Origin of the sequence: Burkholderia latens (assembly GCF_001718795.1) — a bacterium.
In the GTDB taxonomy this organism is placed as follows: domain Bacteria; phylum Pseudomonadota; class Gammaproteobacteria; order Burkholderiales; family Burkholderiaceae; genus Burkholderia; species Burkholderia latens_A.
The window spans coordinates 2,884,783-2,898,185 of the sequence record NZ_CP013435.1 but is presented as its reverse complement, the minus strand read 5'-3'; the positions used below and the strand labels follow the sequence as shown (position 1 = coordinate 2,898,185).

11 protein-coding genes are annotated in these 13,403 nt (G+C 66.2%); 8 read left to right on the top strand and 3 right to left on the bottom strand.

The window, feature by feature from the left end; genetic code table 11:
• The first annotated feature begins 110 nt into the window (after positions 1-110).
• The 5 genes from WK25_RS13435 (at position 111) to purU (ending at position 5,283) form a co-directional block, all read left to right on the top strand.
• Positions 111-2,117: a monovalent cation:proton antiporter family protein gene (locus WK25_RS13435; RefSeq protein WP_040141996.1), complete on the top strand. Its 2,007-nt coding sequence runs from the start codon at positions 111-113 to the stop codon at positions 2,115-2,117.
• A gap of 95 nt (positions 2,118-2,212) precedes the next feature.
• A complete protein-coding gene (locus WK25_RS13430) occupies positions 2,213-2,779 on the top strand; it encodes an adenine phosphoribosyltransferase (RefSeq protein ID WP_040141994.1) in 567 nt (188 codons plus the stop codon).
• A 41-nt stretch (positions 2,780-2,820) separates the two neighbouring features.
• The gene (locus tag WK25_RS13425) at positions 2,821-3,435 is read left to right on the top strand and encodes a LysE family translocator (protein ID WP_069241757.1); all 615 of its coding nucleotides are present in this window, start codon (positions 2,821-2,823) and stop codon (positions 3,433-3,435) included.
• A 5-nt stretch (positions 3,436-3,440) separates the two neighbouring features.
• On the top strand, positions 3,441-4,298 hold the full coding sequence (locus WK25_RS13420) for an NUDIX hydrolase (RefSeq protein WP_069241756.1): 858 nt from the start codon (positions 3,441-3,443) through the stop codon (positions 4,296-4,298).
• Between the two features lie 100 nt (positions 4,299-4,398).
• A complete protein-coding gene (gene purU, locus WK25_RS13415) occupies positions 4,399-5,283 on the top strand; it encodes a formyltetrahydrofolate deformylase (protein ID WP_040141987.1) in 885 nt (294 codons plus the stop codon).
• A gap of 117 nt (positions 5,284-5,400) precedes the next feature.
• Here purU and WK25_RS13410 read toward each other — a convergent pair whose 3' ends face one another.
• The gene (locus tag WK25_RS13410) at positions 5,401-6,483 is read right to left on the bottom strand and encodes an AI-2E family transporter (protein ID WP_040141985.1); all 1,083 of its coding nucleotides are present in this window, start codon (positions 6,481-6,483) and stop codon (positions 5,401-5,403) included.
• A 257-nt stretch (positions 6,484-6,740) separates the two neighbouring features.
• Positions 6,741-9,626, bottom strand: a complete 2,886-nt coding sequence (uvrA, locus tag WK25_RS13405) for an excinuclease ABC subunit UvrA (RefSeq protein ID WP_040141983.1) — start codon at positions 9,624-9,626, stop codon at positions 6,741-6,743.
• A gap of 278 nt (positions 9,627-9,904) precedes the next feature.
• Between uvrA and WK25_RS13400 the strand changes: the two genes are divergently transcribed.
• Together WK25_RS13400 and WK25_RS13395 are read left to right on the top strand one after the other, a co-directional pair.
• Positions 9,905-11,092, top strand: coding sequence for an MFS transporter (locus tag WK25_RS13400; RefSeq protein ID WP_040141981.1), 1,188 nt, complete (start codon positions 9,905-9,907; stop codon positions 11,090-11,092).
• A 104-nt stretch (positions 11,093-11,196) separates the two neighbouring features.
• Entirely contained in the window at positions 11,197-11,751 is a 555-nt protein-coding gene (locus tag WK25_RS13395; RefSeq protein ID WP_069241755.1) for a single-stranded DNA-binding protein, read from the top strand.
• A 252-nt stretch (positions 11,752-12,003) separates the two neighbouring features.
• Here the strand turns inward: WK25_RS13395 and WK25_RS13390 are convergent, their stop codons facing one another.
• Positions 12,004-12,228, bottom strand: a complete 225-nt coding sequence (locus WK25_RS13390; protein ID WP_040141977.1) for a hypothetical protein — start codon at positions 12,226-12,228, stop codon at positions 12,004-12,006.
• A 228-nt stretch (positions 12,229-12,456) separates the two neighbouring features.
• Between WK25_RS13390 and WK25_RS13385 the strand changes: the two genes are divergently transcribed.
• Positions 12,457-13,224: a ParA family protein gene (locus WK25_RS13385; RefSeq protein WP_069241754.1), complete on the top strand. Its 768-nt coding sequence runs from the start codon at positions 12,457-12,459 to the stop codon at positions 13,222-13,224.
• The last annotated feature ends 179 nt before the right edge of the window (positions 13,225-13,403 follow it).

Sequence of the window (13,403 nt, the reverse complement as noted above, 5' to 3'; positions counted from 1 at the left end):
AGGCGTTTGTTCGCCGTGCCGCACCTTCGGACGCGTGCCGAGGTTGCCGGCCCATCGCCACCACCCGCGCCCGCATTGCCGCGGCCCCGACGAACGAGGACGCTTCGCCCGTGATTTCCCCGCTCGAAATGACCCTGCTGCTGCTGCTGGCCTCGGTGGTGGGCGTCGTCGTATTTCGCTCGCTGAACCTGCCGCCGATGCTCGGCTACCTGACCGTCGGCATCCTGGTCGGCCCGCACGCATTCGGCGTCGCCGCGGATCTCGAACGGGCCGAGCATCTTGCGGAATTCGGCGTGGTGTTCCTGATGTTCTCGATCGGCCTCGAATTCTCGCTCGCGAAGCTGCGGGCGATGCAGCGGCTCGTGTTCGGCCTCGGGCTGCTGCAGGTGGTCGCGACGCTCGCGGTCGCAGTCGTGCTCGGCGCGCTGTTCGAGCGCTGGGTGCACATCACGTGGCAGGGCAGCGTCGCGCTCGGCGGCGCGCTCGCGATGTCGTCGACGGCGATCGTGTCGAAGATGCTTGCCGAGCGGCTCGAGATCGAGACCGAACACGGCCGCAACATCTTCGGCGTGCTGCTGTTCCAGGATCTCGCCGTGGTGCCGCTGCTGATCGTGATCGCCGCGTTCGGCGCCGAGTCGTCGAAGGACCTCGCGCTCACGCTCGGCTTCGCGGCGGTGAAGATCGTGATCGCGCTCGCGTTGCTGCTCGTCATCGGCCAGCGGTTCATGACGCGCTGGCTCAACGTCGTCGCGCGGCGCCGCTCGCAGGAACTGTTCGTGCTGAACCTGCTGCTCGTCACGCTCGGCGCCGCGTTCATCACCGACCGCTTCGGGCTGTCGCTCGCGCTGGGCGCGTTCATCGCCGGGATGCTGATCTCCGAGACGCCGTTCCGCCATCAGGTGGAGGAGGACATCAAGCCGTTCCGCGACGTGCTGCTCGGCCTGTTCTTCGTGACGACGGGGATGCTGCTCGATCCGCGCGTGATCTGGGAGCATCCGCTGATCGTGCTCGGCTTCTTCGTCGGGCAGATCCTGTTCAAGGCGACGATGATCGCGGGGCTCGCGCGCCTGTTCGGCGCGACGCCGGGCGTCGCGATGCGCACCGGTATCGGGCTCGCGCAGGCAGGCGAATTCGGCTTCGTGCTGCTGAATCTGATCCTCGACCGGCATCTGGTCGACTCGACGCTGCTGCAGGCGATCCTCGCGTCGATGCTGCTGTCGATGCTTGCCGCGCCGTTCCTGATCCAGAACGCGGACCGGATCGTAATGCGGCTGTCGTCGACGGAATGGATGCAGCAGTCGCTGCAAATGACGCGGATCGCGACGCAAAGCCTGAAGCAGCGCGGCCACGTGATCATTTGCGGCTACGGGCGCGCGGGCCAGAACCTGGCGCGCATGCTCGAACAGGAAGGCATTTCGTACGTCGCGCTCGACCTCGACCCCGATCGCGTGAGCGCGGCCGCGACGGCCGGCGAATCGGTCGTGTTCGGCGACGCCGCGCGCCGCGAGTCGTTGCTCGCGGCCGGCATCCATCGCGCGGCGGCCGTCGCGATCACGTATGCGAACACGCCGTCCGCGCTGCGCGTGCTGCATCACGTGCATGAACTCGAGCCGACGCTTCCGGCGATCGTGCGCACGGTCGACGACGCCGATCTCGAGAAACTGCTCGCGGCCGGTGCGACCGAAGTGATTCCGGAGATCGTCGAGGGCAGCCTGATGCTTGCGTCGCACACACTGGTGCTGGTCGGCGTGCCGATGCGCAAGGTGGTGCGGCGCGTCGAGGAGATGCGCGACGAACGCTACAGCTTGCTGCGCGGCTATTTCCACGGCGCGGACGATGCGGACGACGACGACCACGAGCAGGTGCGGCTACAATCGGTGCCGGTCGATGCGCGCGCGGACGCGGTCGGACGCTCGCTGGAGGAACTGGGGCTGTACGCGCTCGGGCTGGAAGTCACGGCGATCCGCCGGCACGGCATCCGCGGCGTCGAACCCGATCCGCAGACGAAGCTGCGCGCAAGCGATATCGTCGTGCTGCGCGGGCTGCCGGAAGCGCTCGCGCTTGCCGAGGAGCGGCTGTCGCGCCACCGGCGCGAACCGCCCGCTGCGGTCGCATGACGCCCGGTCGGATCGACCAGCCGATTCAATAACCTGACCCGTATTTGCTCGAAACGGTGCCCGATCTTCGCGCACCGTTTTTTTCGGAGAGTTTCATGCCGCATTCGTCGTCGGGCGCACCGCTCGATCCGGTCGCCTTCATCCATAGCCAGATCCGCACGGTGCCGGACTGGCCGCAGCCGGGCGTGATGTTCCGCGACATTACGACGCTGCTGCAGAGCCCGAAGGCGCTGCGCATCCTCGTGGATCTGTTCGTCGAACGCTATGTCGATGCGAAGCTCGACTACGTCGCGGGGCTCGACGCGCGCGGCTTCATCATCGCGCCGATCGTCGCGTATGAGCTGAGCGTCGGCTTCGTGCCGATCCGCAAGGTCGGCAAGCTGCCGTACAAGACGCGCTCGGAATCGTACGACCTCGAATACGGCAGCGCGACGGTCGAGATCCACGAAGACGCATGCCGCCCCGGCGACCGCGTGATCATCATGGACGACCTGATCGCGACCGGCGGCACGATGATGGCGGGGCGCAACCTGTTGCAGCGGCTCGGCGCGGTCGTGGTCGAGGGCGCGGCGATCATCGATCTGCCGGATCTCGGCGGCTCCGCGCTGCTGCGCAATGCGGGGTTGCCGGTCTACACCGTCACCGAATTCGCCGGCCACTGAACCGGTGAGCCACTGAACGCCGCCCACGCCGCGAGGTCACGATGCCCAATTTCATGCTGTTTCTCGCCACGTCGATCGCAATCACGTTCGCGCCCGGTCCGGACAACCTGCAGGTGCTCGCACGCGGGATCTCGCAAGGGCGCGCGGCCGGTTTCGTCGCGGCGCTCGGCTTCACGGCCGGGATCCTGTTCCATACGACACTCGCGGCGCTCGGCGTCGCGGCCGTGCTGCGCTCGTCGCCGGTCGCGTTCCAGGCGCTGAAGCTCGCGGGCGCCGCGTATCTGATTTGGATTGGCATCAAGGCGCTGCGCAGCCACGGCCTCGCGAATGCCCATGAGCGGCCGCCTCAGCCGCTCGGTGCGATCTTCCGGCAAAGCGTGATCGGCAACCTGATGAACCCGAAGGTCACGCTGTTCTTCGTCGTGTTTCTGCCGCAGTTCGTCGATCCGCGCGGCACGCAGGGCGTGACGCTGCAGATGTTCGAGCTCGGCGCGCTGTTCATGCTGCAGACGGCCGCCATCTTCTCGTTGTTCGGCGTTGGCGCCGGTGCGATCGGCGCATGGCTGAAGCGTCGCCCGAAGGCCGGCGTGTGGCTCGACCGGATCGCAGGCGCGACGTTCATCGCGATCGGCATTCGCGTTGCCCTGAAGGACTGAAGCCGATGACGTTTCCGTGCATCGCTGCTGCGCGCCGCTTCGATCGGGCCGCGCACCTGCGCTTCGAGATCGCCGGCCGACAGGTCGGCTGGGTGCGGCGCCGGGACGTCGCGAAGCTCGTGCGCTGGCCTGACGTGTTTGAACTGACGGACGAGCGCGTCGTGCTGTCGGCACGCTACGACACGGTCGACGCGCGCAGCATGGCGCTCGCGAGCGCGATCGGCGCGCTCGCGGCCGAAGGCGCGATTCCGGGCTGGCGCGACGAAATCTACGCGATCCGCAACCGCTTCGACGATCCGCCGCTCGCGTATATCGAGCGCGCCGCGTCGCGCTTCTTCGGCACGCAGACTTATGCGGTGCATCTGAACGGCATCGTAGAATATGCGGTTGCACCGGGTTCGCCGGCCGCGCCGCAGATGTGGCTCGGCCGCCGCAGCGCGACCAAGTCCACCGACCCCGGCATGCTCGACAACGTCGTCGCGGGCGGCATCGGTTGGGGGCTGGGCGTTCAAGAGACGCTCATCAAAGAATGCTGGGAAGAGGCCGGCATGCCGGCGGAACTCGCGGCGCGCGCGATCGCGGGCCGCGCGGTGCAGGTGTTGTGCTCGCTGCCGGAAGGCACGCAGTCCGAACTGATCTTCGTGTACGACCTGCCGTTGCCGCGCGACTTCGCGCCGCACAACCAGGACGGCGAAGTAGCAGAGCATCTGCTGGCCGGCGTGCCGGAAGTGATCGCGTGGCTGCGCGAAGGCCGCGCGACGATGGATGCGAGCCTCGCGATGCTCGACACGCTGCTGCGCCATCGCTGGCTCGCGGCGGCCGATGCCGAGGGCATCGACGCGCTGTTCGCGCCGGCCGCATAACGCGCCGCATGCGAGGCCGTGGCCGAGGCCCGCGCCTCGCGCGCGGGAGGCGGCCGAACGCGCGCCATTTGACGAATACCGAAACGAAGGAGTAGCGGTCATGTCGACCGATCACAGCTTTATCTTGAAACTGTCGTGCCCCGACCGGCACGGCATCGTCCACGCGGTCTCGGGCTTCCTGTTCGAACGCGCCAACAACATTCTCGATTCGGCGCAGTTCGGCGACAGCCGTACCGGCGAGTTCTTCATGCGCGTGCACTTCGTGCAGGACGGCGGCGGCGCGGATGCCGCGTCGGCGCTCGACACGCTGCGCCAGGAATTCGCGCCGCTCGCCGAGCAGTTCGCGATGCGCTGGGAGATGCACGACGCGGCGGTGAAGCCGCGCGTCGTGATCATGGTGTCGAAGATTGGCCACTGCCTGAACGACCTGCTGTTCCGCTATCGCACCGGCCAGCTGCCGATCGAGATTCCGGCGATCGTGTCGAATCACAAGGAGTTCTACCAGCTCGCCGCGAGCTACAACATTCCGTTCCATCACTTCCCGCTCGTCGGCGGCTCGTCCGAGGCGGCGAAGGCCGCGCAGGAAGCGCGCGTGCTGGAGGTGATCGACGAGCACCAGGCCGATCTCGTCGTGCTCGCGCGCTACATGCAGATCCTGTCGCCGAACATGTGCCAGCGGCTCGCCGGCCGCGCGATCAACATCCACCATTCGTTCCTGCCGAGCTTCAAGGGCGCGAAGCCGTACTACCAGGCGTTCGACCGTGGCGTGAAGCTGATCGGCGCGACCGCGCACTACGTGACGACGGACCTCGACGAAGGCCCGATCATCGAGCAGGAAGTCGAGCGCGTCGATCACAGCATGACGCCCGACCAGCTCACCGCGATCGGTCGCGACGTCGAGTGCGTGACGCTCGCGCGCGCGGTGAAGTGGCACGTCGAACACCGGATCGTGCTGAACGGGACGAAGACGGTCGTGTTCCGCTGATCGCGGTTCGCGTCGGGCGGCCCGTGCCGCGCGCCGGCCGCTGAAAGCAAGAACGCCGCGCTCGACGGAGCGCGGCGTTTTTGTTTGGATGACGAGTGGGGCGGCGGCGCGCGGCCGTCAGATCAGCCGCAGCATGTACAGCTCGCGCTTCAGGTACGCATAGAAGATCGGCGCGGCGATCACGCCCGGCAAGCCGAACGCGGCTTCCATGATCAGCATCGCCAGCAGCAGCTCCCACGCGCGCGACTCGATCTGCCCGCCGATGATTTTCGCGTTCAGGAAGTATTCGAGCTTGTGGATGATCACGAGGAACGCGAGCGACGCGATCGCGGTGCCCATGCTGACCGACAGCGACACCGCGACGATCAGCGTGTTCGAGATCAGGTTGCCGATCACCGGCAGCAGGCCGACGATGAACGTGACGAGCACGAGCGTCTTCGACAGCGGCAGCCGCTGGTGAAACACCGGCAGCGCGACGAGCAGGTAGATCGCGGTGAATGCCGCGTTGATCGCCGAGATCTTGATCTGCGCGAACACGATCCGGCGGAAAGACTCGGCGAAGCGCGACACGCGCGTGACGAGCGCGGTCGACAGCGGCCGGCGCACCTTGCCGTGCTCGACGCCGATCGCGATCATCGCGCCGATGATCATCCCGAACAGCACGTGGCCGAAGCCGCGCGCGACGCTCTTGCCGCCTTGTTGAAGCTGATCCATGTGCGAGTGCATCAGCAGCGCCGCCTTGGCCTTCATCTGTTCGACGTCGACCGGCAGCAGGTTCGCGATCCAGGCCGGCGTGCGTGCGCGCGTCTGCTCGACGATCTGCATCAGCTGGTCGAGCAGGCTCTGCAGGTTCGGCACCGTGTGCTCGAAGTGCTCGATGATGCCGATCGTCAGGCCGGTGAGCCCGCCGACGATCGCGATCGACAGCAGCACGACGGCGACCCAGCGCGCGCGCATGCTTGTCGTGTGGCGTTCGATGACCGGCGCGATCGTATGGATCAGCTGATAGACGAGCAATCCGGCGAGCAACCCGCCGAGCAGCTTGAGCTCGATGACCAGCACCATCGCGACGAGGGCGAACAGATAACTGCCGATCTCGATCGCCGACAGCTTCGGCAGGCTGAAGTCGCTCGTCAGCCGCACGCTGCGCAGGTGCGGCTCGCGGCTTTGGGCGTCGCGCGACTCTTGTTGCTTCTCCATCGTGGATTCCTGTCGTTCGGGTGTCGTGACGCGCGGTACGCGGCAGGACGGCGGTCGGCCGGCGCCGCACCGGATTGGTGCGGATGGCGAACCTTACGACCGTAAAGTATAGCTGCCATTATGGTCCGCCTCGGGACAGTTTGGCTCGTGGTGTAAACGCAGAGGGGAAAACCGCGGGAGGGAAAACGATGACGCCGGGGCTGCCGCGAATTCCGTTCCCGCGCGCGGCCGGCAGCCACGCGCGGGAACGGCGGTCGTCAGCCGGCCGCAGCCTTGCGGGCAGGACGCTTGAGCAGCGGCGCGAGATACTTGCCGGTAAAGCTCGCCTTGGTCTTCGCCACCTGCTCGGGCGTGCCCTGCGCGATGATCTGGCCGCCGCCGGCGCCGCCTTCGGGGCCGAGATCGATCACCCAGTCGGCCGTCTTGATCACGTCGAGGTTGTGCTCGATGATCACGACCGTGTTGCCCTGGTCGCGCAGCCGGTGGATCACCTCGAGCAGCAGCGCGATGTCGTGGAAGTGCAGGCCGGTGGTCGGCTCGTCGAGGATGTACAGCGTGCGGCCCGTGTCGCGCTTCGACAGCTCCAGCGACAGCTTCACGCGCTGCGCCTCGCCGCCCGACAGCGTCGTGGCCGACTGGCCGAGGCGGATGTAACCGAGGCCGACGTCGAGCAACGTCTTCAGCTTGCGTGCGATGACCGGCACCGCGCTGAAGAATTCGTATGCGTGTTCGACCGTCATGTCGAGCACTTCACTGATGTTCTTGCCCTTGTACTGCACTTCGAGCGTTTCGCGGTTGTAGCGCTTGCCGTGGCACACGTCGCACGGCACGTAGACGTCCGGGAGGAAGTGCATCTCGACCTTCAGCACGCCGTCGCCCTGGCACGACTCGCAGCGGCCGCCCTTCACGTTGAACGAGAAGCGGCCCGGATCGTAGCCGCGCTCCTTCGCGGTCGGCACACCCGAGAACAGCTCGCGGATCGGCGTGAACAGGCCGGTGTACGTGGCCGGGTTCGAGCGCGGCGTGCGGCCGATCGGCGACTGATCGACGTTGATTACCTTGTCGAAGTGCTCGAGGCCCTCGATCGCCTCGTGCGGCGCGGGCTCCGCCGACGACCCGTACAGGTGGCGCGCGACCGCGTGGTACAGCGTGTCGTTGATCAGCGTCGACTTGCCGGAGCCCGACACACCCGTGATGCAGGTCAGCAGGCCGACCGGCAGTTCCAGATCGACGTGCTTCAGGTTGTTGCCGTGCGCGTCGACGATGCGCAGCATCCGTTCGGGATCGGGCGCGATCCGTTCGTCCGGATACTCGATCGTGCGCTTGCCGACCAGATATTGGCCGGTGAGCGACTGCGGGTTCGACTGCACCTGCTTCGGCGTGCCTTCGGCGACCACGACGCCGCCGTGCTCGCCCGCGCCCGGGCCCATGTCGACGACGTAGTCGGCCGTGCGGATCATGTCCTCGTCGTGCTCGACGACGATCACCGAGTTGCCGAGGTCGCGCAGGTGCTTGAGCGTGGCAATCAGCCGGTCGTTGTCGCGCTGGTGCAGACCGATCGACGGCTCGTCCAGCACGTACATCACGCCGGTCAGCCCCGAGCCGATCTGCGACGCGAGCCGGATCCGCTGCGCCTCGCCGCCGGACAGCGTCTCCGCGCTGCGCTCGAGCGACAGATAATCGAGCCCGACGTTGTTCAGGAAGGTCAGGCGCGCGACGATTTCCTTGATCACCTTGTCCGCGATTTCGCGCTTCGCGCCGTCGAGCGACAGGCCGTCGAAATAGCCGAGCGCGTCGCGCAGCGGCCAGCCGCTGATTTCATAGATGCCGCGCGCGTAGTCGCCGGTGCCGACGCGCACGTGGCGCGCTTCGCGGCGCAGCCGCGTGCCGTCGCACGACGGGCACGGCTGGTTGTTCTGGTATTTCGCGAGCTCTTCGCGCACCGCGACCGAATCGGTCTCGCGGTAGCGGCGCTCGAGGTTCGGGATGATCCCTTCGAACACATGCTCGCGGATCGTCGTGCGGCCGCGCTCGTTGATGTACGAGAACGGGATCGTCTGCTTGCCTGAGCCGTACAGCAGCACCTTGCGGATCTTTTCGGGGAGATCTTCGAACGCCGCGTCGATGTCGAATTCGTAGAACGCCGCAAGGCTCTGCAGCATCTGGAAGTAGAACTGATTGCGGCGGTCCCAGCCTTTCACGGCGCCGGCGGCGAGCGACAGCGACGGGTGCGCGACAACCCGCTTCGGGTCGAAGAACGTGATCTGGCCGAGGCCGTCGCATTCCGGGCACGCGCCCATCGGATTGTTGAACGAGAACAGGCGCGGCTCGAGCTCCTGCAGCGAGTACGAGCAGATCGGGCACGCGAACTTCGAGCTGAACAGGTGTTCGCGGTCGGTGTCCATCTCGAGCGCGATCGCGCGGCCGTCGGCGAGGCGCAGGGCGGTCTCGAACGATTCCGCGAGGCGCTGCTTCATGTCCGGGCGCACTTTAAGGCGGTCGACGACGACGTCGATCGTGTGCTTGTCGTTCTTCTTCAGCTTCGGCAGCGACTCGACCTCGTAGATCTTCGCGACGCCTTCGTTCGCGGTGCCGCCGCCCGAGCGCACGCGAAAGCGCACGAAGCCCTGCGCCTGCATGTCCTCGAACAGCTCCGCGTGCTCGCCCTTGCGGTTCGCGACGACGGGCGCGAGGATCATCAGTTTGGTTTCCTCGGGCAGCGCGAGCGCCGCGTCGACCATCTGCGAGACGCTCTGCGCCTCGAGCGGGATGTCGTGGTCCGGGCAGTACGGCGTGCCGACACGTGCGAACAAAAGTCGCAGGTAGTCGTGGATTTCGGTGACCGTGCCGACGGTCGAGCGCGGGTTGTGCGACGTTGCCTTCTGCTCGATCGAGATCGCCGGGGACAGGCCTTCGATCAGGTCGACGTCGGGTTTCTCCATCAGCTGCAGGAACTGGCGGGCGTACGCGGACAGGCTTTCGACGTAGCGGCGCTGACCCTCGGCATAAAGGGTGTCGAACGCAAGCGACGACTTGCCCGACCCTGACAACCCGGTAATCACGATCAGCTTGTGGCGCGGCAGGTCGAGATTGACGTTTTTCAGGTTGTGGGTGCGTGCCCCACGGATACGTATCTGTTCCATGAACCTGGCGAAAATGGAGGGAACCAAACCTGCTACTATAACGGCTTTTCGAGGCCGTCGTTGGGGGCCCCCAGCCTTTGCAGCAGCTGGCAGCAACGCGGCGCGCACGCCGGCGAAAAGCGGCCGCGCCGCCCGGCCCGAGGCGGCCTGCGGGCCGCCGGCACCGCGTGCCGGCAAGCACGCCGGGAAGCGCCTGCCACGCCCCCCCGCGCCGGTGGCCCTGATCTTCCGCCGCCCGCCGTCGGGCGGACATTCCGATCATTCGAAATTCATTCCCGATGTCCAATCCGTCCGCCACGTCTTCCCGCATGAGCGCGCCCGAACTGCGCGCGACCACGTCGCTCGCGGCGATCTTCGCGCTGCGCATGCTCGGCCTTTTCATGATCATGCCGGTGTTCTCGGTCTACGCGAAAACCATTCCGGGCGGCGACAACGTGCTGCTCGTCGGGATCGCCCTCGGGGCCTACGGCGTCACGCAATCGCTGCTGTACATCTTCTACGGGTGGGCGTCGGACAAGTTCGGCCGCAAGCCCGTGATCGCGACGGGGCTGCTGATCTTCGCGCTCGGCAGCTTCGTCGCCGCGTTCGCGCACGACATCACGTGGATCATCGTCGGCCGCGTGATCCAGGGGATGGGCGCCGTATCGTCCGCGGTGCTCGCGTTCATCGCGGACCTGACCTCCGAGCAGAACCGCACGAAGGCGATGGCGATGGTCGGCGGATCGATCGGCGTATCGTTCGCGGTCGCGATCGTCGGCGCGCCGATCGTGTTCCACTGGGTCGGGATGAGCGGGCTGTTCGCGATTGTCGGCGTGCTGTCGATCCTCGCGATCGGCGTCGTGGTGTGGATCGTGCCCGACGCGGCGAAGCCCGTGCATGTGCCGGCGCCGTTTGCCGAAGTGCTGCACAACGGCGAGTTGCTGCGCCTGAACTTCGGCGTGCTCGTACTGCACGCGACGCAGACCGCGCTGTTCCTCGTCGTGCCGCGCCTGCTGGTCGACGGCGGGCTGCCGGTCGCCGCGCACTGGAAGGTGTACCTGCCGGTAATGGGGCTCGCGTTCGTGATGATGGTTCCGGCGATCATCGTCGCGGAGAAACGGGGCAAGATGAAGCCGGTGCTGCTCGGCGGCATTCTGGCTATCCTGATCGGCCAATTGTTGCTCGGCAGCGCACCGCATACCATCCTGATTGTGGCTGCGATCCTGTTCGTGTACTTCCTCGGCTTCAACATCCTGGAAGCGTCGCAGCCGTCGCTCGTGTCGAAGCTCGCGCCAGGTTCGCGCAAGGGTGCGGCCACGGGCGTTTACAACACCACGCAATCGGTCGGGCTCGCGCTCGGCGGCATCGTGGGCGGCTGGCTGTTGAAGCACGGCGGCGCGAACACCGTCTTCTATGCATGCTCGGGGCTCGTCGCGGCGTGGCTTATAATCGCGGCCAGCATGAAAGCGCCGCCGCGCAAGGCCTGAACTCACTTTTCGGGCGCGCAAGCGGCGACGCTTGCGGGCTTGCCCGGCGGGCTGCTCCGGCGACATTCGCGGGCGGCCCGGCATCGAATTTACTGGAGAAACACATGGCATCCGTCAACAAGGTCATCCTCGTCGGCAATCTCGGCGCCGATCCTGAAGTCCGTTACCTGCCGAGCGGCGACGCGGTTGCGAACATCCGTCTCGCGACCACCGACCGCTACAAGGACAAGGCGAGCGGCGATTTCAAGGAAATGACCGAGTGGCACCGCGTCGCGTTTTTCGGCCGTCTGGCCGAGATCGTCAGCGAATACCTGAAGAAGGGTTCGTCGGTCTATATCGAAGGCCGCATCCGCACGCGCAAGTGGCAGGGCCAGGACGGCCAGGATCGCTATTCGACCGAGATCGTCGCCGACCAGATGCAGATGCTGGGCGGCCGCGGCGGTTCGGGCGGCGGCGGTGGCGGTGGTGACGAGGGCGGTTACGGCGGCGGCTATGGCGGTGGCGGCGGCGGCGGCCGCGGCGGCGAGCAGATGGAACGCGGCGGTGGCGGCGGGCGTGCCGGCGGCGCCGCACGGGGCGGTGCAGGCGGCGGCCAGAGCCGTCCGAGCGCGCCGGCAGGCGGCGGCTTCGACGAGATGGACGACGATATTCCGTTCTAAGCCCAACGTCGGTTCCTGCCGAAACGACAGGCCCGAACGTCTACGCAGAATCAGTAGTTCAGCGTGGACCTTCGGGTCTTTTTTCGTTTACGCGTCGTTCGATCGGGCCCCAACCGTTGTGCGTGGGGACGGGGGCGTGCACGTCGACGGCGCCGCCGGGCGGCGCAGACTTGAGGGCTCTCCGCGGCAGCGCAGGCCGGCGGGATCGTCCGCTGGCCGCCCGTTTCGGATGGCCCGAAAAAACGAAACCCGTTACGCTTCCGTCACGATCGCAACGAGATTGCTGACGCGCTCGACCGATTTCCCGCCCTTCGGCCAACGGACCAGCGCGTCGCCGCCGTGAATCGACAGGATCACGCCGTCGCTGCGATCCACAGCGCCCGTAAACGTGACACGGTTAACTTTTGCGGCGGGCGAGAACGAACCTGCACGGCGGCCCGGCAGCAGATCCATCAGGAACGAAAATACGGGGTACACAACCACTCCTTTACAGGCTTGACTAAGGGTTTTCCCGTATTTTAACTGCAACAATGTTGCGCCGCAACATGGCACCTTTTTTCGGCGCTTGTCGTGCGCGGGGCCCGACGTCATTGCTCTTCACTGCACCCATTTCCGCATCGGAACGCATATCTGACCGATGTCATGCGGCCGCCACGATTGACCGGCTAAGCTGATTCTTTCGGCATTTCGAGCGAAGGAGACGCAATGCGGCGGGTCGTATTCAACCAGAAGGGCGGCGTGGGCAAGTCGACCATCGTCTGCAACCTGGCGGCGATCAGCGCGCACGAAGGGCTGCGCACGCTCGTGATCGATCTCGACGCGCAAGCGAACTCCACGCGCTACTTGCTCGGCGACCGGGCGACCGACGCGCAGCCGGGCGTGGCCGACTTTTTCGAGACGGCGCTGACGTTCAACTTCCGGCCGGTCGACGTCGCATCGTTCATCCATCCGACGCCATTCGACGGCCTCGACGTGATGCCCGCGCATCCGGACCTCGACACGCTGCACGGCAAGCTCGAGTCGCGCTACAAGATCTACAAGCTGCGAGACGCGCTGAACGAGCTCGATGCATACGATGCCGTCTACATCGACACGCCGCCCGCGCTGAACTTCTACACGCGCTCGGCGCTGATCGCGGTCGAGCGCTGCCTGATTCCGTTCGACTGCGACGACTTCTCGCGCCGCGCGCTTTACACGCTGCTCGAGAACGTGAAGGAGATCCAGCAGGACCACAACGCGGCACTCGAAGTCGAAGGGATCGTCATCAACCAGTTCCAGCCGCGTGCGAGCCTGCCGCAGCGGCCGGTCGACGAACTCGTCGACGAAGGGCTGCGGGTGCTCGAGTCGCGGCTGTCGGCGTCGGTGAAGATTCGCGAGTCGCATCAGCAGTCGAAGCCGGTCATCCATCTGGAGCCGGCGCACAAGCTCGCGCAGGAGTTTCTCGCGTTGCATCGCGAATTGGCGGCGGGCTGAACGCTTCCACGGCGCAAGCCGCAATTCGTGCGATTATTAAATCGGTTATTGATAATACCGATAACGATTTCAGCACTCTAAAAAACGATTTCCCCCGAATCCTCTGCGCGTAATACGTACATGACTGTATTCCAATAGCGGAAATAATGACGGGGTAAATGTTGCGTCCGGACCGGGTG

What these genes read in the sequence shown, in the direction of transcription:
- WK25_RS13410 (WP_040141985.1), bottom strand. Translation starts at nt 6,483, where the DNA reads ATGGAGAAGCAACAAGAGTCGCGCGACGCCCAAAGCCGCGAGCCGCAC.
- uvrA (WP_040141983.1), bottom strand. Translation starts at nt 9,626, where the DNA reads ATGGAACAGATACGTATCCGTGGGGCACGCACCCACAACCTGAAAAAC.
- WK25_RS13430 (WP_040141994.1), top strand. Translation starts at nt 2,213, where the DNA reads ATGCCGCATTCGTCGTCGGGCGCACCGCTCGATCCGGTCGCCTTCATC.
- WK25_RS13395 (WP_069241755.1), top strand. Translation starts at nt 11,197, where the DNA reads ATGGCATCCGTCAACAAGGTCATCCTCGTCGGCAATCTCGGCGCCGAT.
- WK25_RS13385 (WP_069241754.1), top strand. Translation starts at nt 12,457, where the DNA reads ATGCGGCGGGTCGTATTCAACCAGAAGGGCGGCGTGGGCAAGTCGACC.
- WK25_RS13400 (WP_040141981.1), top strand. Translation starts at nt 9,905, where the DNA reads ATGTCCAATCCGTCCGCCACGTCTTCCCGCATGAGCGCGCCCGAACTG.
- WK25_RS13425 (WP_069241757.1), top strand. Translation starts at nt 2,821, where the DNA reads ATGCCCAATTTCATGCTGTTTCTCGCCACGTCGATCGCAATCACGTTC.
- purU (WP_040141987.1), top strand. Translation starts at nt 4,399, where the DNA reads ATGTCGACCGATCACAGCTTTATCTTGAAACTGTCGTGCCCCGACCGG.
- WK25_RS13420 (WP_069241756.1), top strand. Translation starts at nt 3,441, where the DNA reads ATGACGTTTCCGTGCATCGCTGCTGCGCGCCGCTTCGATCGGGCCGCG.